The 22,177-nt window shown below is 40.6% G+C and carries 16 protein-coding genes; 6 read left to right on the forward strand and 10 right to left on the reverse strand.

Going from position 1 to position 22,177, the window contains the following annotated elements; translation table 11 throughout:
- Positions 1–5: 5 nt before the first annotated feature.
- From AC04Q1_RS03195 to AC04Q1_RS03220, 6 genes are all read right to left on the reverse strand, one after another.
- Entirely contained in the window at positions 6–743 is a 738-nt protein-coding gene (locus AC04Q1_RS03195) for a 3-keto-disaccharide hydrolase (protein WP_478361739.1), read from the reverse strand.
- Positions 744–1,045: 302 nt separating this feature from the next.
- Positions 1,046–2,047: a DUF4973 domain-containing protein gene (locus AC04Q1_RS03200; protein WP_478361741.1), complete on the reverse strand. Its 1,002-nt coding sequence runs from the start codon at positions 2,045–2,047 to the stop codon at positions 1,046–1,048.
- A gap of 16 nt (positions 2,048–2,063) precedes the next feature.
- Positions 2,064–4,142 carry a RagB/SusD family nutrient uptake outer membrane protein gene (locus AC04Q1_RS03205; RefSeq protein ID WP_478361743.1) on the reverse strand — a complete coding sequence of 693 codons (2,079 nt, stop codon included), beginning with the start codon at positions 4,140–4,142 and terminating at the stop codon, positions 2,064–2,066.
- A gap of 12 nt (positions 4,143–4,154) precedes the next feature.
- Positions 4,155–7,289 carry a SusC/RagA family TonB-linked outer membrane protein gene (locus tag AC04Q1_RS03210; protein ID WP_478361745.1) on the reverse strand — a complete coding sequence of 1,045 codons (3,135 nt, stop codon included), beginning with the start codon at positions 7,287–7,289 and terminating at the stop codon, positions 4,155–4,157.
- Positions 7,290–7,313: 24 nt separating this feature from the next.
- Positions 7,314–8,699 (reverse strand): IPT/TIG domain-containing protein, encoded by a 1,386-nt coding sequence (locus tag AC04Q1_RS03215; RefSeq protein ID WP_478361747.1) that lies wholly within the window; start codon positions 8,697–8,699, stop codon positions 7,314–7,316.
- 1,080 nt (positions 8,700–9,779) lie between these two features.
- Positions 9,780–10,913 (reverse strand): DEAD/DEAH box helicase, encoded by a 1,134-nt coding sequence (locus AC04Q1_RS03220; protein WP_478361749.1) that lies wholly within the window; start codon positions 10,911–10,913, stop codon positions 9,780–9,782.
- Between the two features lie 128 nt (positions 10,914–11,041).
- Here AC04Q1_RS03220 and AC04Q1_RS03225 point away from each other — a divergent pair, with 128 nt between their 5' ends.
- The 3 genes from AC04Q1_RS03225 to AC04Q1_RS03235 are packed head-to-tail and all read left to right on the forward strand — an operon-like array spanning position 11,042 to position 12,417.
- The gene (locus AC04Q1_RS03225) at positions 11,042–11,611 is read left to right on the forward strand and encodes a Crp/Fnr family transcriptional regulator (RefSeq protein WP_478361751.1); all 570 of its coding nucleotides are present in this window, start codon (positions 11,042–11,044) and stop codon (positions 11,609–11,611) included.
- A gap of 45 nt (positions 11,612–11,656) precedes the next feature.
- Positions 11,657–12,025 (forward strand): DUF4260 domain-containing protein, encoded by a 369-nt coding sequence (locus AC04Q1_RS03230; protein WP_478361753.1) that lies wholly within the window; start codon positions 11,657–11,659, stop codon positions 12,023–12,025.
- Between the two features lie 47 nt (positions 12,026–12,072).
- Positions 12,073–12,417: a lipocalin-like domain-containing protein gene (locus tag AC04Q1_RS03235; RefSeq protein WP_478361755.1), complete on the forward strand. Its 345-nt coding sequence runs from the start codon at positions 12,073–12,075 to the stop codon at positions 12,415–12,417.
- 23 nt (positions 12,418–12,440) lie between these two features.
- Here AC04Q1_RS03235 and AC04Q1_RS03240 read toward each other — a convergent pair whose 3' ends face one another.
- Positions 12,441–13,025, reverse strand: coding sequence for a hypothetical protein (locus AC04Q1_RS03240; protein ID WP_478361756.1), 585 nt, complete (start codon positions 13,023–13,025; stop codon positions 12,441–12,443).
- A gap of 304 nt (positions 13,026–13,329) precedes the next feature.
- Between AC04Q1_RS03240 and AC04Q1_RS03245 the strand changes: the two genes are divergently transcribed.
- The 3 genes from AC04Q1_RS03245 (at position 13,330) to AC04Q1_RS03255 (ending at position 19,190) form a co-directional block, all read left to right on the forward strand.
- A complete protein-coding gene (locus AC04Q1_RS03245; protein ID WP_478361758.1) occupies positions 13,330–14,694 on the forward strand; it encodes an APC family permease in 1,365 nt (454 codons plus the stop codon).
- A 199-nt stretch (positions 14,695–14,893) separates the two neighbouring features.
- Positions 14,894–15,592, forward strand: a complete 699-nt coding sequence (locus AC04Q1_RS03250; protein WP_478361759.1) for a DUF1826 domain-containing protein — start codon at positions 14,894–14,896, stop codon at positions 15,590–15,592.
- Between the two features lie 529 nt (positions 15,593–16,121).
- Positions 16,122–19,190, forward strand: coding sequence for a beta-L-arabinofuranosidase domain-containing protein (locus AC04Q1_RS03255; protein WP_478361761.1), 3,069 nt, complete (start codon positions 16,122–16,124; stop codon positions 19,188–19,190).
- A 213-nt stretch (positions 19,191–19,403) separates the two neighbouring features.
- Here the strand turns inward: AC04Q1_RS03255 and AC04Q1_RS03260 are convergent, their stop codons facing one another.
- The 3 genes from AC04Q1_RS03260 to AC04Q1_RS03270 form a co-directional block, all read right to left on the reverse strand.
- Entirely contained in the window at positions 19,404–19,964 is a 561-nt protein-coding gene (locus tag AC04Q1_RS03260) for a hypothetical protein (RefSeq protein WP_478361763.1), read from the reverse strand.
- Between the two features lie 34 nt (positions 19,965–19,998).
- Positions 19,999–20,553 (reverse strand): hypothetical protein, encoded by a 555-nt coding sequence (locus AC04Q1_RS03265; RefSeq protein WP_478361765.1) that lies wholly within the window; start codon positions 20,551–20,553, stop codon positions 19,999–20,001.
- A gap of 852 nt (positions 20,554–21,405) precedes the next feature.
- On the reverse strand, positions 21,406–21,900 hold the full coding sequence (locus AC04Q1_RS03270) for a hypothetical protein (RefSeq protein ID WP_478361766.1): 495 nt from the start codon (positions 21,898–21,900) through the stop codon (positions 21,406–21,408).
- Positions 21,901–22,177 lie beyond the last annotated feature (277 nt).

A 22,177-nucleotide genomic window follows, 5' to 3' on the forward strand; every position in this document is an offset into this window, starting at 1 on the left:
ACGTATTATTTAAGTGTTTTTATTTTAATGTTTCTGTACGAAACATTGTTGCCGTGATCCTGGATCAGGATGTGTCCTTGTTTGGCTTCGCCAAAGTTTTTCCAGGTTTTGTATTTACTTCCAGCCACCAGTTTTTCAAACGCATCTGAACCGCGCTCATATTCAAGCACTTTTACGCCATTTAACCAATGCTCAACATGGTTATTGGGGTAAACCTTAACCTCTCCACTGTTCCATTCGCCAATCGGCTTAATAACTGATACTGGTTTGTTAGAAGGAATAAGATCATATAAAGAACCCAGTTTGCGGTTGCCGTTTTTGCCCAGTTTCGCATCCGGATGTTTTTCGTCGTCCAATACCTGGAATTCTAATCCAATGCCCGACAAATTGGTTTTCTCCTGCTCGGTTACAAAATACTTTATGCCACTGTTGGCACCCGGGCTCAGTTTGAAATCGAATTTTAAGATAAAGGCCGAATATTCATCCCGGGTTACAATGTCGCCACCAGAGCCCTGCTCCTGTCCGTTCGAGGTCAGTACCGTTAATATTCCATCTTTCATTTCCCAACCCTTGGCCGGAAACTGTTCTTTAAATATAGCCCTCCAGCCCGTCGCGTCTTTACCGTTCCAAAGCAGTTTGAAACCTTCTTTTTTTTCACTTTTGCTTAGGGTATTTTGTGCATGAGCCAGGTTCAAGGCAAAAAGGCTTAGTAATAATGTGTAAATTAACCTGTAGTTTTTCATTGAATTTAATTTATAATAATTGTTTATGTGTTTAAAGATTTAGTTTTTACGACTGCTTTGCGGGCAATAAAGCGCTAAATAAGCGAGATAAAGAAATTGGTCCTCAATGCTGGCTATTGCATTTGTAATTCGATGTGTTGAATAAGTTTATAAATGGTTCTATTGCCAAAGTAAACCAATGGCTACTGCAATATATGTTCAAGTTATTGTCGATTTGTCTCAAATGGCATAAAACAATTAAAATACGATAGGGCTGTCGGAAAATTCCCGGCAGCCCCATACGTGCAATCTAATTATCTCCTTTACCATTGAATCTGCTGATCCTGGTCTGGAATTAAGGTATTCAGGTCGCGCTGCATCGATAATGTCCCATCTACCCTGTATTTCAGCCTTTGGCCGGGCACCGTAGTATAATCTTCAAACTCGTAGGATAAATAAAGTGTGGTATAAATATGTTTCAGGTAAGGAAGCTTTGCGTCCCATGCTTCATCCCTGGTATAATAAGATTGAGCCGCCCCCACTTTGAATTTATTATTTGCGGTATTGTCGCTCCAGATTTCCAGTTTTTTCTTTTGAATATCTATATTCTGATCAGTAAACTTTATAAATACCTTATAATTTTTACGGTCCAGATAGTCTATGTCCCTGATTCCGGCGTATAGAAAAATGGTTTTTTCATCCACCACAAAAGTGCGGTGGGTATTTAAGGTCAAAGGTTCGGTATCCCCTTCGAGATATATTTTGTACAAAGTGCCGCCATACTCGCCAGAGTAATCGTTAAATGGCGTAATGCGCAACATGGCCCTTCTATAATATTTATGTGGGTTGGCCTGATAATCATATGATGGATCATCTAAAATCTGTAGTGGCAATACCCATTTATCAGATTGATCCAGATCTCCCAATGTAAAATCGATCGGTATGGTAACCGTGCTTACGCCAGCCGGGACATCTATAGTTTGGGGCATGGTATAATACTTCTGATCCAGCTGTTTAAAATAAAGCTCCTGGCGGTGGCCATATTGCTCCTGGTTTAATCTGGCAAGTGTATCAGGGTCTAAACCAAGGTGTATGGTACGGTTTTTAAGATTGGGCGTAGAACCACTGATAATCACCGGAAGATTGAACCTTACTTTTCCGGTCGCATTATAACGTAGATAGCTCCAGCTTACCCCCTGGGCCGTTGGATCCGTTTTAAATGATGCCATTTGAGTAAATTGCTCCTCTTTCCATTCATCATTACATGAAACAAAGCATACCGCTGTTGTTATCAATAAAAATAGACTATATATATACTTCTTCATTTTTGCAGATTTATAATTATTCAGGATTTGTCCAGCCTGGGTTTTGTGTCAGGTATTTATTGCGTCTTAACTCATCAAAATGGATAGGCCAGAACCACATTTTAAGCGTAAAAATGGATGGTAATGACGGCGTTTCCACTACATTGTGAAAAAGGGCAGCCTGATCTTTAGTGGCATAAGCATTATATCCATACACCGGGGCCGACTCTTCCGACTGGGCATCGGTCCAGCGGCGCAGATCGAAATATCGGTGTCCTTCGGCAAATAACTCCACCTGGCGCTCCCTTTTTAACCTGATACGGAATTTATTCGGATCAGCATACACATCACCTGCATAATCAGCTAATCCTGCCCGGATGCGGATAGGCTGGATCCCCCTTTTCATTTCTGAGATATTCCGCGATATTGCATGTGTCTTGCTGCCATCCCAGGATGGGATATTATAAGATCCGTTTAGTTCATTTAAGGCTTCTGCATAGATCAGCAACACCTCTGCATAACGGATGGCGGGATCAACCTTTTGTTTCATACGGCTTTGATCGTATGCCGTAACAGCCACATTACTGATATCATCGGGATGGACATATTTTTTAATGCCCACCCCCGTACGTGGCCAATAGGTCGTATTTTTATAACCATTCGGATCGCCTCTGTAATAGAATATCTGAACATTACTCTTCTCATCTCTCACGCTTTCAGCATTTAGAAGATTCCATGTAGAGCCATTATACGATACTGACGCATAAAAACGGGGTTCGCGCTGAACAAACTGTTTATTTACTCCAATGCCCAATGGACCTAACTCTGGGTATTTGGCCAGTTCTTCTTGTGTTACAAAACCTGTTGTCCGTGGTTGGGTATTATACCGGCCTTCATATCCCTGTCTGCCGGCATACATGCTGTTCATGCCTGGTATATCGCTACCGTCGTTCATGGAATACGCATCAACCTGTTTTTGGGTCATACCATGCGAATTATAACCTTTTCCCTCCAGTCGCGGCAGTTGATGTACCACCAAAACATTTATACCCTCACCACCCTGATTCTGGCCACGCGTAAAAATCAGTTCCGGATTTTGGTAAGCAGGAACTGTTCCGTTAAACAAAGCACGGTACGATTCATAAGGATCGATGTCGCTCCAGCCCGAAGGCCAGGCGCTATTGGAAAAATTATTGTCGAATGGAGGAGTAACAGTCGCAGGGTAAGCAGCATCGCCTGTCGTTTTCTTAAAAGCAACATACAAACGATATTGACCAAGATCCATCACATCTTTTGCAGCGGCAGCAGCCCTGGCCCATTTGGATTCATCATAACTACGGGAAAGCAGCGGTTTCCCATCTTTCGTTACCAATGCCGCAGCTACTTCAGCAGGCGCTTTTCCGTTGGCAAGCGGACTTGCTGCGTACAACAATATCCTGGCACGAAGGGCCAAAGCCGCGCCGCGGGTTGGGCGGGCAATCTGCTGGATCCCTTGCTGGGGCGATAGTCCTTTTGCGGCTTCTACCAGTTCGTTTGAAAGATAAACCGCACATTCTTCATAGCTATTGCGGGGCTGCGCAATATCATCATACTCTTTGGTATAGTCGATACCTTCATCTGGTATAATAGGCACTGGCCCATAGGTACGCAACAGTATCCAATAATAATAAGCCCTTAAAAACCGGGCCTGCCCTTTGAGGTTTTCAATCTCAATTTTGGTAAACGTGGTATTTATATCAATACTGTTGATGAAAATAGAAGCCTGTCGGATCCCTTTATATGCAGTGTTCCATATCTCCTTGCTTTCGCCATTTATCCCATTTTCGGTATATTGTCCGTTTTTCCATCTTTTGTATCCGTCACTTTCATCGCCGTAATACATATCGTCTGCAAAATTAAAAGGTATGGATTTTTTACTGCTCACATCCTGCAGATAATTACTGCCCAGATAGGAATAAGCCTTTGCTAACCAGCGGTTCGCATAATCCGAGTTGGTAAAAACCTCCTCTGTGGTCAACCGTTCATCAAAGAGATAATCCGAATCGAGAAATTTTTTACATCCGCCGATAATTAATACAGCGCCCGTAAAGGTTAAAACGATCAATATTTTTTTCATGTTCTTCATTGCTTATAAGTTAACTGATACCCCTAACGATAATGTTTTGCTAAGCGGATAAACTTTTCCGGTTGAGTTTCCAAGCTCCGGATCCCATAGCTTAAATTTGCTGAATGTAAATAAGTTGGTGCCGATTAAAAAGAAACGGACGTTATTGAGATGGGCCTTGTTCACCAGGCTTTTTGGTAAGGAATAACCCACATCCAAGGTCTTTAAACGCAGATAAGAGCCATCCCTGAGCCAGTATGTAGATGCACGGTAATTATTAGCGTTTGGCCCATAGGTCAGGCGGGGATAATCTGCATTCGGATCTTCATTGGTGCCTAACGTCCAACGGTTACTGTCTGCGATATCATTGAGGATATTTCCCCAGTTCTGACCCAAACTGAACATGTAAACCGAAGAACCATTAATAAAATAAGTCGACTTTCCTATTCCCTGGAAATGGACATTGATATCCAGCCCTTTCCAGCTTGCTGAAAGACCAAATCCATAAGTAAGGTTCGGCCGGGTGGTAGCACCGATAGCCACAATATCATTATCGTCAATAATCCCGTCGCCATTGATGTCTTTGTATTTGATATCGCCGGGCATTACCTCTCCGAATGATTGTCTGGCACTGTTGCGGATATCATCGTAATCTTTGAACAGACCTAAGTCCACCAATCCTCTTGCCTGGTCTACGCGATGTCCTTCCTGAAGCTTATAGCCGTAAATTGTATTCTCTTCATCTCTTTCCAGAATCTCACTCTTGCTATAAGTGGCATTGCCACGCAGGGTCAGATCTACACCAGCGATCTTTTGTTTGAATGTAAAATTCCCATCAAATCCATGTGCTTTTACTTCACCCACGTTAGCAGAAGGATTGTTTTCGAGGCCCACATATCCTGGCAAAAAATTACGGCTCATATAAATTCCTTCCCGGCGTTCGGTAAAGTAGTCTACCGCCCCGCTAAACTTATCATGGAAGAACGAGTAGTCGATACCCAAATCCTGTTTGGTAGCAATCTCCCAGGTTACATTTGGTGAGGCTACCGAAGTGAAACCCAAACCACCCCATGGACGCGCTGAAGATTCATAATCGCCAAACTGATAGCCTCCCACACCTATCGGGGTTCCATCAGAATAGTATTGAATATTTCCGTTGGCATCCTTTTGGTAAAATTGCTCTAACGTGTACAGATAAGGAAATCTGATGTCGCCCAGGTTGTCGTTTCCGGTTTTTCCGTACGAATAGCGGACTTTAAACATGTCTACCCATCCCAGTTTCTTCACGATCGGCTCTTCTCCTATATTCCAAGCACCCGAAATGGCCGGGAAGAATCCAAAACGGTAATCCTTATGAAAATTCTCAGAACCGGTGTAGCCAAAATTAAAATCAACATAATAACGTGAGTTCCAGTTATAATTAACACGCCCTGCCAAGCCCTGGTTCCGGCGTGCAATTCCATTTTTAAGATCTGTACCAATATTCTGGGTAAATACCTTTGAATTCTGGCTATATTTTAGAACCCCGCCGAAATTATGCGCGCCGATATTGTTGTTATAATGCGTCTCCCATTCAAAAAACTCGCGTTTATCGCCATCCGAACCTGAAGTCTGGGTCATCTTTTGTTCTTCCTTTATGCGTTTAAACACTAGATTTCCTGCAGTGTCGCGGTAACGATTGGCGCTCCATAGCTCAGGAAACTTATACCGCTTGATATAATTATTGTTATAAGTATCATAGCCAAAGCGGCCGATAAACCGCAGACCTTTGGTAATAAAATCTAACTTCTGATCTAAATTTAAAGTGGTCTGTATGTTATTGCTCCAGCTTTCATTATAACCCGTCATGGTTCCCTGAACCAGGGGATTGAATCGGTCCATGTCGTTATTCGGATCATTATCGCCATCATCACTGGCCGGGATCTTTCCATCCGAATACCGGATTGGCGAGGTGATCGCATTATAGCCCATCAGCGCAGTCCATATCGCATTAGTGCCTACTCCAGGGTCATTTTGTTTTCGCAGTGACCCCGACACGCCTACGGTTAATAGGGTAGATTTGGTGATATCCATATCTACACTCAAACGATATGTATATTTGTTGAAATTGGCATTGGTATTATAATCTCCAAGGGCATCATCTACCTTGTACATGCCCTGCTGGTTCTGGTAACTTCCTGACAGATAATAACGGGCAGTTTTTCCACCCCCACTCAAGTTCAGGATACTACGCTGACTTTTTGCGGCGTCGCGCAATACCACATCCATCCAGTTTACATTAGGGAACAGGTCAGGATCCAGTCCGAGGCGCAGTACTTCAAGTTCTGTGTTCGAAAAAAGAGGCTGTTGATTTCGGGCAACCTTTGCCTCATTGGCCATAGAGGCATATTGGTATCCGTCAACAAATTCGGGAAGTTTGGTAAGGGTATTGTAAAAGCCTTCTACTTTGGCATTAATATTCACTTTCCCCTCCTTGCCCCGTTTGGTCTTGATCAGGATCACACCATTGGCGCCCCTACTGCCATACATTGCGGTTGCAGAAGCATCTTTCAATACAGAAAAGGATTCTACATCTTCAACATTGATTTCATTCATATCCCGTTCAAAACCGTCAATCAATACCAAAGCCGCATTGCTGGCCCCGAAGGTAGAGATACTACGCACCCAAAATTCAGAGATGCTGCCCGGACGTCCCGAAGTTTGCATAGCCTGAATACCTGGCACAACCCCGGCCAATGCATCTGCCATGGAAGTGGAAGGGTTCGACTTCAACCGATCAACGTTTACCGTTGTAATGGCTCCGGTAATGGCTATTTTTCTTTCACCCCCGGTGGCAGTTACCACAACCTCATTTAGTACGCTGGCGTCTGATTCTTTTAGGGTGACATTCACAATCCTTTGTTCTTTCACCAGTACTTCTTTCTTTTCATATCCAACATAGGTAAATACCAATGTTTGATAGGGAGGCATCTTGATGCTATATTTTCCATCTCCATCAGTAATGGCACCCAAACCAGGCAAATTACTGATCGATATGCTTACTCCCGGAATGGGTAGTTTTTTTTCATCGGTTACCACTCCCTTAACGATTACATCCTGAGCCAGGACATCAAAGGAAATCGCCAGGAAAACCATGCATGTTAGTAAAATAAATCTCATCGTTATATAGTAGGTCTTCATCTGTTATTCTTCTTTAGCTATTTTGCGGATAAGCCAGTTGCCCGTATCACCGATATAAAAAACTTTCTTGGTTTCATCATAGGCTATGGCCTGCGGATTGTTGAAACGGGCTTCCGTACGTAAATCGCCATCTGCATAACCGCTTGTACCATTGTTCCCGCGACCGGCGAATGTGCTCACTCTACCCTGTGGGGTCAAAATGCGAATGGCATGGTTGGCCTTATCGCAGAAATAGAAATCGTACTGATCTCCCCCTGCTGTTTCATAATCCGGATTTTTCACAAATACGCCTTGCACAGGATTGTTTAAACGGGCGTTTGTGCCAATTCCGTCGGCATAACCTGAAGTACCTGCTGCTCCGCAGATGGTATATGGGGTTTTAAAGGTTTTCTTTTCCCGGTCGTAATCGGTGCGCATGATAAAATGTTTTTCAAATTCGACCAGATAGGCATAGTCTCCTGAAGGGTGCATCACCATGTAAACGGCCACTGCACTATAGGGATTAGAGAACACCAGTTTGTCTTCCTTGGTATTAAAATCATACCTGCGGATATCACCCGCTCTATAACGCGAATAGTATAACTCCCCGTTTTGCGGATGAACGATCGTACCGTTTACCCCTCTGGCATAAACCTCAATAGCTTTTTTCTGAATAAAATTCGACTCACGGGTGAACAAATAATTGCCGTTTTTGGTATCGCTGGAGTGGTTATGCGAAACAATCATGTCTTGATCTCCATCAATTCTCCAGTTTAATATCGATACCCTGTCGAGATCCGTTCTGAAGTAACTGACAAACTGTTTCTCAAAATCAATCAAACGGCAACTGTTTACATCGGCCGAAAAATACAAGTGGTTGTAGTTTTTGGGATCAAAGGTGAGCCACAGAATCCCTTTAAATGCACCACAATCATTAAACGGACCTTCCTTTTCTTCAAAACTTGTAGGCACCTGATAATATTTGCCCAGGAAAGTGGAAACAAGCAATTTTCTGGTATATGAAAATGCTTGTTTTGATGCGCCATGCGCAAGTTCTTCCTTGTTATCGCCAAGAACACTCACGACAATGTCTCCGGCATAGGCTTTCTCCGGAATGATGCAATAAATGGCATTATTTTTTACGCTGATCACTTTGGCCGGTTTTCCTCCGATCATTACTTTTATTTTGGAAAGATCGTTTCCGAAATTCTCACCATATATCACCAGGTTGTTTCCTACACTGCCTTCCTTAGGATAGAAGTCGCTAACAGTGACCGGTTTAGACGGATCGTAAGCAGCTTCTTGTGGCAACTCATCCTGTTTACAATGTGTTAAGGAAAGCGCAATCAACCCGAGCAGCATCCAACGGATTTGCCAGCGTCTGGTTTTAACCTTGTTTTTAATTTTCATATACGTATTGCTTTTATCCGGCTATAGCCGGGTTACATTGGATTTTATTATTTCTTTCCCCGCTCGGGCTTATCACCAATACTGGTTGCTGTATTATTTTCGAAATGGCAGGACTCCAATACGGCTAAACTGACACCATCAAACCATATTTCCTAAGGAATGGGCATAGCAATGTCCTTCGGCGTGATAATCGTCACGCCGACCAGTGCTCTGCTTAGAGCCCTCATCTTTTTGCAGGAAACATTATTGGTCTACCTGTAAACCGGAAATATCGTAAAGGATGTCCTAAACTGTTTTGCTTTAGTTATTGGTGTTTAGATAAAATAATCAGTAAATCGTTTTACAATTGACACCAACAATCTTGGTCCGCAATAACATCAGATCCGCTGCAAACAGCCATCTGAATGCGCCACTAAACTCAGCGTTATATTACCGTTATAGGTCTCATTTTTTAGCTTTTTGTTTGGGGGCTAATTACGGATTTGCTTATTCTGGTACGGGGTATGTATTTAGGACGGATAAGTATTTATTGAGCATAGCATCGTTTTAGTTAATTTCCCTTATTTAATTGGTTTAGATAAATTATGGAGGATCAATCGTCTGAAATAAATAATTTGTTTCTCATAAAAAGTATTAAAACCGCAAAAGCATAGTGTTGCTGCTTGAAGAAATTTGCGGTAAGGTTTGTTATTTGGTTAATTGAAATCAAAGTAAAGGAATACCGCTATTAATATCTGTTCAACTTTTTGTCGATTTGTATCAAAGTTTCGAATACAACAGCAATAATTGATGATCAGCAATTAGAATTAACCATAATGAGCGAAATGGTATCCCTTTCGGAAAGCAGCATGGGCATGGGGTATTGCCAGGTATTTTTGGTTTGAGCCATGCAACCTAAGGAACAATATAAAGCAGGAGATTGAGCTAAAATGCCATTTGAGGCTTCTGCCCTATGCCAATTATGACAACACTACATCTGTCAAATCATGGGAGTTGATCCGTTTTAAATGCAGCAAAGATGGGCTGAAATAATATCCATTAAGCGGAAAATATCCAGTAGAATGAAAGTACTTGCAGCAATTAGTGATTCATATTTTCGCTATCTATTAATTTGACCTCCTTGCCCATTTTCTTTTGTATCACCTCAAAATGATGAAGTTCATCAGGACTTACCAAAGAAATGGCTTCGCCTATACTCTCTGCACGGCCAGTTCTGCCGATACGGTGGATATAATCTTTAGGCGATCGGGGCAATTCGTAATTAATCACAAAAGGAAGCTGGTCGATATCAATGCCCCGCCCCATTAAATCTGTGGCCACCAATATCCTGAGTTTACCTGATTTAAAAAGATATAAAGCTTCGTTTCTTGCCCCCTGGCTTTTTTTGCTGTGGATCGCCTTTGCATCAAAATTATTTTTACGGAGTTTGTTTACAATAGCATCGGCAGTGTGAACAGACGATGCAAATATCAACACCTGTTTCATTTCATGGCGACGGATCAGATCACGTAAAAACGGGCCTTTCTTCACCGCCGAAACGATGTAGGCCACCTGATTAATCTGTTCAAGTGTATCTTCCCGGCTTTCAATTTTAATCACCAGCGGATCATGGAGCAGTACCTGATGGATCAGCTGAAGATCTTCATTTAAAGTTGCAGACAATAATATGTTTTGACGCTTCCCGGGTAAAAGAGCAATAATTTTATCTACTTCCTCCTTAAAACCCAGATTAAGCATCTTATCGGCCTCATCGAGCACCAAAGTCTCTATACTGGATAAATGTACAGCATTTGCATCCACGAGCTCCAACAGTCTTCCGGGGGTGGCCACAAGCACATTTACGTTTTGAAGGGCAGTCATCTGGGGATTAATGGAAACACCGCCATAAACGGCCAAGGTTTTAACAGGTACCGGAAGTCCTGGACTAAAAGTTTTGAAAACATCTTTTACCTGCTCCGCCAGTTCGCGGGTGGGCACCAATACCAGTACATTAACATGCCTGTTTTTTAGCACCTGTGTTTGCTGCAGGTTCATCAATATGGGTAAAACGTAACTGGCCGTTTTCCCGGAGCCTGTTTTAGCAATACCTAAAACGTCTTTTTTATTTAATATGGCTGGTATGGCAGTCTGCTGTATAGGCGTAGGTGTATTGAAATGCTGTTGTGATAGTATTTTTATTAAATCTGGCGATAAGCCCAGAGCGCTGAATGGCATATTCTTTTTTTTGTCAAAAATAGATAAAAATCGGTATTAATGGGTTTTTGCTTTTTAACAGATTGAAAAACCATTTGGCCTCATGCTGCTAAAAACGGATTTTAACAGTTAAAGATTAACTTTGGATCATGAACGAACTGGAAAACTACATCCAACATTATTTTAGCATCGATCCGGAAGATTGCAGAAAAGTAGCCGATCTGTTTAAGATCGAAAAGCTTGACAAAGGGGCATACTGGCAAAAAGCAGGTGGCCGATGTGAAAAAATGAGTTTTATCAGTGCGGGTATGCTCAGGGTGTTCGTTACCCAACCCAACCGTGAGGTAACACAATGGATCGGTACATCAGGTTATTTCATGACCGATATTTCCTCATTCCTTTTCGGACAGCCGGCAAGATTTAATATACAGGCCCTCACCGAAACTATGGTTTTCACGATAACACGTTCGCAGTATCTCGAACTCGGGAAACTTGTACCAAAATGGAACGAATTTGAAAAAATGTTTATCAGTAAGTGTTTTGTGGTGATGGAAAGCAGGATTTTTGACCTCATCTCCCTATCAGCTGAAGAACGTTACACCAAACTTTTCGATCAACACCGCGAGCTCTTCAATCAGGTACCCTTACAATACCTGGCTTCTATGCTGGGCATGACCCCAGAAACTTTCAGCCGCATCAGGAAAAAGATGATTTCTTGATTTTTATCAAGCGCAAAGGCTTATTTCGGCATATACCTTTGATTTATGAAAACAGCCATTAAAATCGAAGAAGCGGCCATTACCGTCATTTCTATATATTTTTTATCAAAATTCAGTATGGGGTTTCCCATTTGGGCATGGGCATTATTGTTCTTTAGTCCGGATATTTCTATGCTGGGTTATCTGATCAATACCAAAGTTGGCGCTTATACCTATAACCTCTTTCATCATCGTGCAATAGCTTTAATCATCGTGGCAATTGGATTACTAAGCACTGCAAATATGTTGATCAGTATAGGCATCCTGCTCTTCGCCCATTCTTCATTCGACCGCATGCTGGGTTACGGACTAAAGTTTAATGATGATTTTAAACACACACACCTGGGCTGGATGGGCAAAAAAACCGATAAGTAGCTCTTTTTTCCTATTGAAATGCCTAACTTAGTTTCAAAAGAACAACTATGAAACTCGTAATTACCTTTTTATTTTGTGTGGCTGCTTTTGTTTGTCAAGCCCAAACCTCAAAAGAACTTATTGGAAAATGGAAGCTGGTAAAACAGACCAAAGATGGCGTGGTAACTGCACCAAGCGATGTTTATCAGGTTTTTCAGGATGGCGGCGTATTCCAGGGCATTAATGGCAGTAGCTCGCGCAAAGGAAAATGGAAATTATCAGATGATAATAAAACCTTAACCGTGAAAATCAGCATTATTTCTATTCCATTTTCTGTAGATTATTTTGATAGTAAAAAGCGGACAATCAGCAATGATAAAACAGGTACCCTGGAATATCAAAAAGTAGAATAAGCGTATTAATATTAATTCTATGATTACTTTTTCTTTTTGGCAATTGTCTTCAGGTACTTTCTAACATCCTGCTCTTCAGGGCTAAAAAAGCTAATTCCAGATGTATGTGTGTTATTCGAAATCATAAAAGTATAACCAGTACGATGTTTATTGCCAGATTTTCTTGTGTATTTGAATTCAATAAACTTAAAGCTTGAAGTGCTATCGATCCTTGCGCCCACAAAATAAGTAGAATCATTTACCTCTGGTCCTGAACTCGATTTTTTTCGTTCGTTATCGAGCAGAACATACATTGAGATTGTATCTACTTTGGTATAAGGCACTTTTTTGGTGAAGAGAATGAATTTATATGGGTTTAACGTGTCAACTAGTAGCTCAATGTTTCTCTTTTTGTGAATCATCGCTAACAGTTCATTCTTAAACTGTTCATCCTCCTTTTTTGCAAGTACCCTATCCAGTCTTTCTTTATTCACTAACCGGTAGTTATTGGGTAATTTTATTGTAGCCCCCAGATTCACCAAATCATATTCCAAGGGGCCATTATTTTCCTGACAACTTTGGGCAAATAAAAAGATTATAGCAATAGGCAAATAGGAATAGTGTTTCATGGAGGGCGCTAATAGTTCGTGATTAAAATGGTTTATGCAACTTACAAAATTTTCCAGATGTCTAAGAGCGCAACCATAAAAGAACCTAAATATGGTGGAGTTTTTTTAGAAGGCTATGGAAACATAACACATTCATACCTAAAGCCAATCATCTCACTTCCTGACAGATTCCGCAAGGAATTTAACAGAATCTTGAAATATTGGTCTATTCGCCGTCATTTTCACTTATCTACCTACAAAAGCAACTTGATTTATAATATATTCACCCCCGTTAATCTAAACGCCTCCCTTTAATAGGAAAAAAATGCCCGACAGCACACAAAAAAGGAGTTTAAAGCTCATCCATGCCACATCGATAAATATGACCGATATGGTCGGCATAGGCCCATTCATTACCCTGCCGATGGTAATCGGGATGATGAACGGACCATTTTTCTTATACGCCTGGGTTGCGGGAGCCTTTCTTTCGATGATAGATGCCATGGTGTGGAGCGAATTGGGTGCGGCCTTTCCAATGGCCGGTGGATCGTATAACTTCTTAAAGGAAACCTTCGGGAAGGAGAAACTTGGAAAATTGATGAGTTTTCTTTTTGTATGGCAGACCATGATACAGGCGCCACTGGTCATCGCTTCTGCCTCCATAGGTTTTGCCTATTACTTTTCGTATCTGTTTCCTTTAACCTTACTTTGGTCAAAGGTGCTAAGTGGAACTGTTGTAGTGCTCATTGTTGTATTACTTTACCGAAAAATTGAGGCTATTGGAAAGATTAGTATCGTGATGTGGACAGCTGTGATATTAACGCTTTTCTGGATTATCGGTGGCGGTATTGCCCATGGAAATTTCCTTGGCCCCATCCGGCATATCAATGATGGCCTATCAGTAAACTATGCATTTGTAACCGCTATTGGTTTTGCCAGTGTGAAAAGTGTATACAGTTATCTTGGGTACTATAATGTATGCCATTTGGGCGGAGAGATCGTTAATCCCTCAAAGAATATCCCCAGAAGTATGTTCCTTTCTATTATCGGAATTACGCTGCTTTACCTCATGATGAACATTAGCGTGGTGAGCGTAATCCCCTGGAATGAAGCAAAGGAGAGTAAATTTGTAATCAGTGCTTTTATGCTGAAACTAGCAGGTCCTCTGGCAGCGAGGGCGGTTACCTGCCTTGTACTTATCGTTGCATTTGCTTCTGTATTTTCAGCAACATTGGGTTATAGCAGGGTGCCCTATGCAGCCGCAGCAGACGGCGCATTCTTTCCCGTTTTTGCAAAGCTCCATCCAAAAGGGAACTTCCCTTATATTTCCCTGTTGTTTATTGGAGCAGTTGCGTTTGTATTTAGCTTGCTCTTTAGACTCAGTGATGTGATCAGCGCGATATTGGCCATGCGGATCCTCGTCCAGTTTATTGCACAGGCCATTGGGCTGATTCTCCTCAGACGAAAAAGAAAGAATATCGGCTTCCCTTTCAAAATGCCCTTCTTTCCGCTTCCGGTTTATCTGGCTATTCTGATGTGGTTTTTTATTTTGATATCTACTGGCTACATCATGGTACTCGGCGGAATCGCTGCAACATTGATTGGTGCCGCCGTATATTTCATTAAGGCCAAAATAAAGAAGGAATGGCCATTTCAGGTAAAAAACGCACCCCATATATTAGATTATTGACGCAAGAACAGTACTCTTCTTTAATCTGGCAGGATAAAAAAGGCGTAATCTGTAAATCCTCACCCAGATTATATAAGCTGAAATCTGTTTTAAATAACCATTGATTTTCGAAAAAAGGCATTTAAAGAAAAAAGATAGCCTTTTTAGTCCACTTGTTCATTACTTTTACATCCAAATCAGTTAACATTCTTGCAAATACATGGACAATACTTTTTCTGATTACAATCAAATTCAGATGGTTTCTAATTTTTCTGAACTTATAAACACCAATTTTCAAATGGCTACGAATGCGATCTGTTGGCGCAGAAATTTGAATGGTGATTTTAAAGAAATTGTGTCTAAACTTGAACTAAAAGAGTGCATTACCGAGGTTTACACTGAAGATCTTTTATCTCTTCAATTAACAGTACAAGGGCATTTAGCAAGAGAGATTATTTTAAATGATCTACAGTTATTAACTGATTTCGGAGCCTCTCCCTCACTCAATTTACTTAAAAGTTATGAACGGGATGAGGAGTTAGACTTCATTTCAACAGATGTATATTCTTATCACGTAGATCGTTCACCAATAGCTACCCATACTTTTTTATGCACGTATCATGGTACTGCAAGTGACATCCTGCCTAATGAGCAGGCGATACAAAAAATCTTGCTCCCTGAAATCCGGGAAAAGCTTAAAGAATTACACAATGGTAAAGAAGAGGAATTTGAAACATTCTTAAAGGAGAATTATTTCGATCTGCATTATCAACCTAAACCCAATGCCAAGCCAATAAATTTAGGGCTTGGCGATGTATGGAAATTAGCAGTAGATCATCCCGGACAAAAAGTTTTACCCTGTATACATCGCGCACCCATTGAAAATGACGGTGAATACCGACTTCTTCTGATTTGTTAGGTTATTAAAACCCGTCCGGATTTTACAGGTCATTTTTGGCTTTTTAATGACAAGCTATTTCAGCGCAAGACAATATACTGAAAGAATATCTTGATGAAATGCAGGCATCTGCTCTGATCACATCCAAGATCAATAAGAACGGGAACCGTGTCTTTAAGGCGGTTCGTTAGGAGTATCCTGACTCTAAAACCTGGTATCCAAAAAAAGCCTGCACACTGCAGGCTTTTTTTGGATACCAGTTACAGTTGTTCTTATTAATTCCCAAATATTTGAGCATCCCTTCTCCTTGTAAACGGAAAGCTTAATTCCAGTAAAACAGGCTAAGCCTGCAGTATATTTCGCCTTGCAAGAATAACCTCTGTATATATGTTAATATCTTGCACCAACTGGATAAGAAAGAACCATAGAAACATTGGAGGGAATGCTAATTTTATGCAGAATTTTTAAAAGGATTCAAACCATTGGTCCAGGCTATTATAATACATTTCATTTTATAAATAGATCTGGCAGTTAAGTTATAATTGTAAAGATGAAAATATACAAAGTACTGTTAGGCAAAATCTTTTTATTTATCGCATCAATTGGTATAGTAAATGTTGCACAGGCACAAAACGGCGACCAGATCCTGGATGGGATCGGTGAAACAGGGTTAAGTGCACGTTATCTTTTTAATGGAGACGTAAAAGATTGGTCGAGAAATAATCTTCAGGGCAAATTTCAGGGTACCGAAGCCAAATTTATCAATGATAGCCGCTTTGGAAAAGTTTTGTCGCTTACGGGCGAGAATAATTCCTTTTTAACAGTTCCATCAGAGGCTTTAACAGATATAGAATCACTTAGTGTATGTGGATGGATATATCTGCGTTCAAAGCAGCCCGGTCAATATTTTTTTGACTTTGGAAAAGACGGTACTAAACATTTTTTTGCGGCACCTGTAGGAACCAGAACACAGGAAGGATTTCAGGCATTGGTAACTACAAAAGAGAGTAATCAAAACGGCGCTGTCTCTGCTGCTGTCGGACTTAATAAATGGGTCCATCTTACCATCGTGATAGACCTTCCGTCAAAATCAATTATGACCTATCTGGATGGAAAACCTGTAGGCGAAGCAAAAGATATCGCATTTGATTTAGCTGAAGTATTTGGCCTGCGGCCGGCAGATAAAAAACTGCTTTATATTGGAAAATCCCTCTCGCCGGAAAACCCACCCCTTAATGCAATGATACATGATTTCCGTATTTATCGTGTGCCCTTAAGCAAAAGACAGGTTGCTGGAATTTACAATAACGCTCAAGGTGGATCACAAGGAAGTCAGGTCAATACCACTGCCAAGAAAGAGGATGATCTTCCTAAGTTCCCTGCAACGCAGAAACAGCTTTATAATAGTTTTTTAACCCACGTTTCGGATGTGGAAGTGGAAACAACTGTGGGCAATTTGCCCAGGTTGCCAAGTGATGTTCAAGGCACTTACTCCGGTGGCATCAAAGGACCCAAAGTACGTGTATTATGGCCTTCTGCCATGGATAATACAGCCGCTTTAAAAGCCAGACGCTATACCGTTACCGGTCGTGTTGCCGGAACAGATTTTCAACCAAAAGCCTTTATAACCGTCAAAGCACCTAATAAGTTGGCCATAGCGGCACGAAAGCTTGAAGTTTTTCCTTTGGATCAGGTTTCTTTGAAAACAGATGATCATGGCCATAGCACTAAATTTATCGAAAACCGTGACAAGTTTATCACCACATTGGCTAAAACTGATCCCAATTCCTTTCTCTACATGTTCAGGCATGCTTTCGGCCAGAAACAGCCCAATGGCGCAAAACCTCTGGGGGTGTGGGACAGTGAAGAGACCAAATTAAGGGGACATGCAACAGGCCACTATCTCACGGCAATTGCACAAGCTTATGCCGGAACGGGATACAACAGGGAACTTCACGAAAATTTCTCTAAAAAGATGGAGTATATGGTGAATGCCCTTTACGAACTGTCGCAATTATCGGGTAAACCCAGGAAAACTGGAGATCCCTATGTTTCAGATCCTTCAGCAATACCATTCGGTCCCGGAAAGCCCGCTTTTGATTCGGATCTTAGTCTGGCTGGTATTCGTAATGATTATTGGAACTGGGGAAAAGGATTTATCAGTGCTTATCCGCCGGATCAATTTATTATGCTGGAAAACGGCGCAAAATATGGTGGACAGAAGAATCAGGTTTGGGCACCATACTATACCCTGCACAAAATTCTGGCCGGTTTGATGGATGTGTATGAAGTGAGCGGGAATAAAAAAGCACTCGAAATTGCTACGAATATGGGGGATTGGGTTTATGCCCGATTGAATCAGCTCCCGCAGGAAACACTCATCAAAATGTGGAACACCTACATTGCCGGCGAGTTTGGGGGAATGAATGAATCGATGGCCCGTATGTACCGTTTAACAGGAAAATCTGAATACCTGAAAACAGCACAGTTATTTGATAACATTAAAGTATTTTATGGTGATACAGCCCATTCGCATGGACTTGCAAAAAACGTTGATCTTTTCCGTGGATTGCACGCCAATCAACATATCCCCCAGATTGTAGGGAGTATCGAAATGTACCGTGTGTCTAAAAATCCGGAGTACTACAAAGTGGCAGATAATTTCTGGTATAAGATGGTGAATGATTATATGTACAGTATTGGTGGCGTTGCGGGGGCACGTAATCCGGCGAATGCAGAATGTTTTATTGCCCAGCCTGCTACATTGTACGAAAATGGTTTTTCTGAAGGCGGACAAAATGAAACCTGTGCTACATACAACATGTTAAAATTAACCGCAGATCTGTTTCTCTTTGATCAGCGGGCAGAATTAATGGATTATTACGAGCGTGGACTGTACAATCATATCCTCGCTTCTGTAGCCGATAACAGTCCGGCAAACACGTATCATGTACCACTCAGGCCAGGCGCCATCAAACAGTTTGGCAACGCAGATATGACCGGATTTACCTGTTGTAATGGTACTGCACTAGAAAGCAGTACAAAGCTCCAAAATTCTATCTATTTTAAAAGTAAGGATAACCAGTCGCTTTATGTAAATCTGTATATTCCTTCTACGCTAGATTGGACAGAACGCAAGATAAGGATAGTGCAAACTACCAATTTTCCAAACGAAGACCATACGCGGTTAACTGTTAAAGGCAATGGAAAATTTGATATCAATGTACGTGTACCAGGCTGGGCTACAAAAGGCTTTTTTGTTAAAATTAACGGGAAAATACAAAAACATCAAACGCAACCTGGCAGTTATTTAAAAATCAGCCGCATATGGAAAGATGGCGATACCGTGGAACTGCAGATGCCTTTCCAGTTCCATCTGGATCCGGTAATGGATCAACAGAATATAGCCAGTCTGTTTTACGGGCCAATATTGCTGGCCGCACAAGAGCCTGAGGCAAGAAAAGACTGGCGAAAGCTTAACCTCGATGCAGGAGATATCAGTAAGACTATTATTGGCGATCCGCAACAACTCCGGTTTAACATCGACGGCGTGGTTTTTAAACCATTTTATGAGACATATGGACGGCATTCAGTTTATCTGGATGTGACGTTGAAATAACCCGGGGCAGCCGAAAAGCCAACAGTTCGGATAAAATCAGCAGGTACTGTAAGCCTCTTTTCCGGATTGAAAGCTACCGCTCAGTTCAACTTATGGATCTATAAAAGGTATTTCCTTATGGAACTTTTTTAGTAAAAACAGAACGAGCGGCCATTTTCCCTGAAGCACCCACTTATATCATTAAGTACAAAAATTAACTTGTAAAGCTATTCGCTACAAACGAATGCTGTAAGTCATGATTTCCGTGCCATTAGAATTTCTCACAATTTCTTTAGTATTTCTGAGTATTAATGTATGGCTTCCAAGTTTGCTATATGAAACAAATTCTCCATCTGGAGTTTGTTCACTGATAATAAACATATGCCAGGCTGCGTTTGACGGAAGTGAGATAATTACTTTTTTCTTAGCCTTCAATTCGTTTTCTATTGTTCTGAAGAGGCTATCTATCGGAAAGTTCGCGTCTCGCGGCAAAACAAATTTTTGAAAAAACGTAATGCCGTACAAATTTTTCTTGTCAAAATCACGGAAAGATCCATCGGTTTTGTTTCTCCATTTATTTTGCAGCTCGTAAAAATCAAAATCTACCACTTTATAATACTTTAGTATCATTTCAACAGCTGATGGAATGCAAGAAAATTCAAAGATTTGATCGTGGTTATTTACGACAGTATTAAAAAAAAAACAATTATCGATTTTTTGTGCTTGAGCCCTCGAATGAAAAATAACTGAAGTGGATAATAACACGACTAAACTAAAGAGGATTTTTTTCATCATTTAAATTATTGCAGTAAAATATGCTTATCTCCAATTATAGACCAGTGCTGTAAGTCATAATTTCCGTACCGTTAGACTTTTTCACGATTTCTTTTGTATTTCGGACTATCAATGTATTGCTTCCGTATTTACTGTATGAAACAAATTCTCCATTTGGAGTTCGTTTATGTACAACAAAAATCGGCCAGCTATTTTCCATCTGCAACGCGATAATTACTTTTCTACCCAACTTCAATTCATTATCTATAGTTTGAAAAAGACTATCTAACGGAAAATTTCCATCCCGGGACAATTTAGATTTTTGGTAAAATGTAACTCCGTATAATTTCTTTTTGTCAAAGTCACTGAAGGAACCATCAGTTTTGTTTTGCCAGTCATTTTGTAATTTATAAAAACTAAGATTCACTGCTTTACATTGCTTTAGAGCCAGTTCAATAGCTGATGGAATACCAGAAAACTGAAAGATTTGGTTATGGCTGTTTACGATCGTATCAAAAAAATCACAATTATCTTTTTTTTGTGCCTGGGCCTGAAAAATAAACAATGTAGATATTAATACGATTAAAGCAATACGGACGTATTTCCTCATTTAATAATGCGTTGTTTTATCAAATATAATGAAAAATTGTAGTTTGCCACAAATTGGGGATTTTGCTAAAAGTGTAAACCAGATTTCATTCCAAACTGTGTATCCCGCTTTTTACCATCCGGTCTCGATGGAATCGTGAAGACTGAGCAAAATATATGCAATCTTCCCAGATTCTTTCTCTTCATTTTCCAATTTACCTTTCCTGCATATTTCACTAATAGTGGTTCTTCCCCACTTTTGGTGGTGGCCTAAGTCTCTACTTAATAGTGATTACTAAAACCACTTTCAAATGATATTATTAAGGCTGTCAAGTTGCAAATAATTTCTTTACCACCAAAAGTGGGGAAGAACCTAATAGTGCCCCCTCCATTTCAGTGCAAAGTGGCCGCCAAATGGATTGCGGAGTAAATACTATATTGTTCCTTTCCCTCTGAACAAATACCAACAACTCCCCCCAACTGCTTGTTGGATTCAGTTTTTTCTAAAATAATTCATCCTTGACTCAAATTAGCCCAAAACCAGACGTTCTGGGTAACCCAAGTTACGAAATCTCAGAAAATGCGATATAAGCAGCTCAGAACGACTGATGGACTAACAACACCACACCTTTAATTGTGAGAGCTTCCTACAGGCTTTAATTTCGCTTAAATTCGAAGAAATATTTCTTGAAAATATGATCTAAAAAAGCAGCTTAGACAACCAAAACGACCACTTTGCTCCCTAATCGAGCGTCAGTTTGAAGCGAAATGCGGCGTCACTTTGAAAACGGAACGACCGGCCATTTTCCCTGAAATACCCAACTTAGCAGTATCTTAAGATTGAAAGTTTCAAACTGACGAGAATATTTTAAAACTAAAAGGGTTCCATATGAATTTTTATGTTTGGCAACCCTTTCTTAAGCTCTTCAATTTTTTCAGGTTTGGTTATGCAGTGACTCAATAATATTTCCTTTAGCTTCTTACATGATAACAAAACATCAACAATTTGGGGGATAGAACTATTTGGAGCAAGAGAAAATGATATAGTTTCTAATTCAGGTAATTTCTGCAGTTCAGCAGGCAGCTCTTCAATAAATAAATTTACAATATGCAGATCCTTCAGTCTTATGTAATTTTCAATGAAATGCGGAATTTTATAATAGGGAATATCTTTAGGGATGATGTTTTTAGGGGGGACAACCAATATCCGATTGTTTCGAACTAACAAAGTGGTTGCATCAACCGAAGAGGGGTGCCGTTGGAAATAACTTTCATTAAAATGATTTACTGGAAGATCTAAAACCATATTTTTGCGACATGAATTTAATGTTAAAAATATAAATAAAACAACTATTGTATACCTTTTCATTTTATAAGTTTTTAATACGATCGCTTAAAGCATAATAAACTTTTTGTGCATCATGCGCTAATCCAGTTTCAATTTTTAAGTAAATTTTCTGTTCGCTATAAATGTTTTGAATAGTTGAGTGGGCATTTCGGCAAATGTCTACGCACGTTTCGCATTTATGCTGACACCTTGTTTCGCTCCAAACTGTACGACCTGATCTTCAGGTCAGGATTTCTTCACCCGGCAGTTCCAATAAAATTTCTAAGTTCAGGCCAAATTAAAGCCCCAGAGATAAAAT

The organism is Pedobacter humicola (assembly GCF_056490705.1).

Excerpts from the sequence above, each read along its gene's own strand:
- AC04Q1_RS03245 (WP_478361758.1), top strand. The coding sequence starts at position 13,330 with ATGCCCGACAGCACACAAAAAAGGAGTTTAAAGCTCATCCATGCCACA.
- AC04Q1_RS03230 (WP_478361753.1), top strand. The coding sequence starts at position 11,657 with ATGAAAACAGCCATTAAAATCGAAGAAGCGGCCATTACCGTCATTTCT.
- AC04Q1_RS03235 (WP_478361755.1), top strand. The coding sequence starts at position 12,073 with ATGAAACTCGTAATTACCTTTTTATTTTGTGTGGCTGCTTTTGTTTGT.
- AC04Q1_RS03265 (WP_478361765.1), bottom strand. The coding sequence starts at position 20,553 with ATGAGGAAATACGTCCGTATTGCTTTAATCGTATTAATATCTACATTG.
- AC04Q1_RS03250 (WP_478361759.1), top strand. The coding sequence starts at position 14,894 with ATGGACAATACTTTTTCTGATTACAATCAAATTCAGATGGTTTCTAAT.
- AC04Q1_RS03240 (WP_478361756.1), bottom strand. The coding sequence starts at position 13,025 with ATGAAACACTATTCCTATTTGCCTATTGCTATAATCTTTTTATTTGCC.
- AC04Q1_RS03270 (WP_478361766.1), bottom strand. The coding sequence starts at position 21,900 with ATGAAAAGGTATACAATAGTTGTTTTATTTATATTTTTAACATTAAAT.
- AC04Q1_RS03200 (WP_478361741.1), bottom strand. The coding sequence starts at position 2,047 with ATGAAGAAGTATATATATAGTCTATTTTTATTGATAACAACAGCGGTA.
- AC04Q1_RS03255 (WP_478361761.1), top strand. The coding sequence starts at position 16,122 with ATGAAAATATACAAAGTACTGTTAGGCAAAATCTTTTTATTTATCGCA.
- AC04Q1_RS03225 (WP_478361751.1), top strand. The coding sequence starts at position 11,042 with ATGAACGAACTGGAAAACTACATCCAACATTATTTTAGCATCGATCCG.
- AC04Q1_RS03260 (WP_478361763.1), bottom strand. The coding sequence starts at position 19,964 with ATGATGAAAAAAATCCTCTTTAGTTTAGTCGTGTTATTATCCACTTCA.
- AC04Q1_RS03205 (WP_478361743.1), bottom strand. The coding sequence starts at position 4,142 with ATGAAAAAAATATTGATCGTTTTAACCTTTACGGGCGCTGTATTAATT.
- AC04Q1_RS03210 (WP_478361745.1), bottom strand. The coding sequence starts at position 7,289 with ATGAGATTTATTTTACTAACATGCATGGTTTTCCTGGCGATTTCCTTT.
- AC04Q1_RS03195 (WP_478361739.1), bottom strand. The coding sequence starts at position 743 with ATGAAAAACTACAGGTTAATTTACACATTATTACTAAGCCTTTTTGCC.
- AC04Q1_RS03215 (WP_478361747.1), bottom strand. The coding sequence starts at position 8,699 with ATGAAAATTAAAAACAAGGTTAAAACCAGACGCTGGCAAATCCGTTGG.
- AC04Q1_RS03220 (WP_478361749.1), bottom strand. The coding sequence starts at position 10,913 with ATGCCATTCAGCGCTCTGGGCTTATCGCCAGATTTAATAAAAATACTA.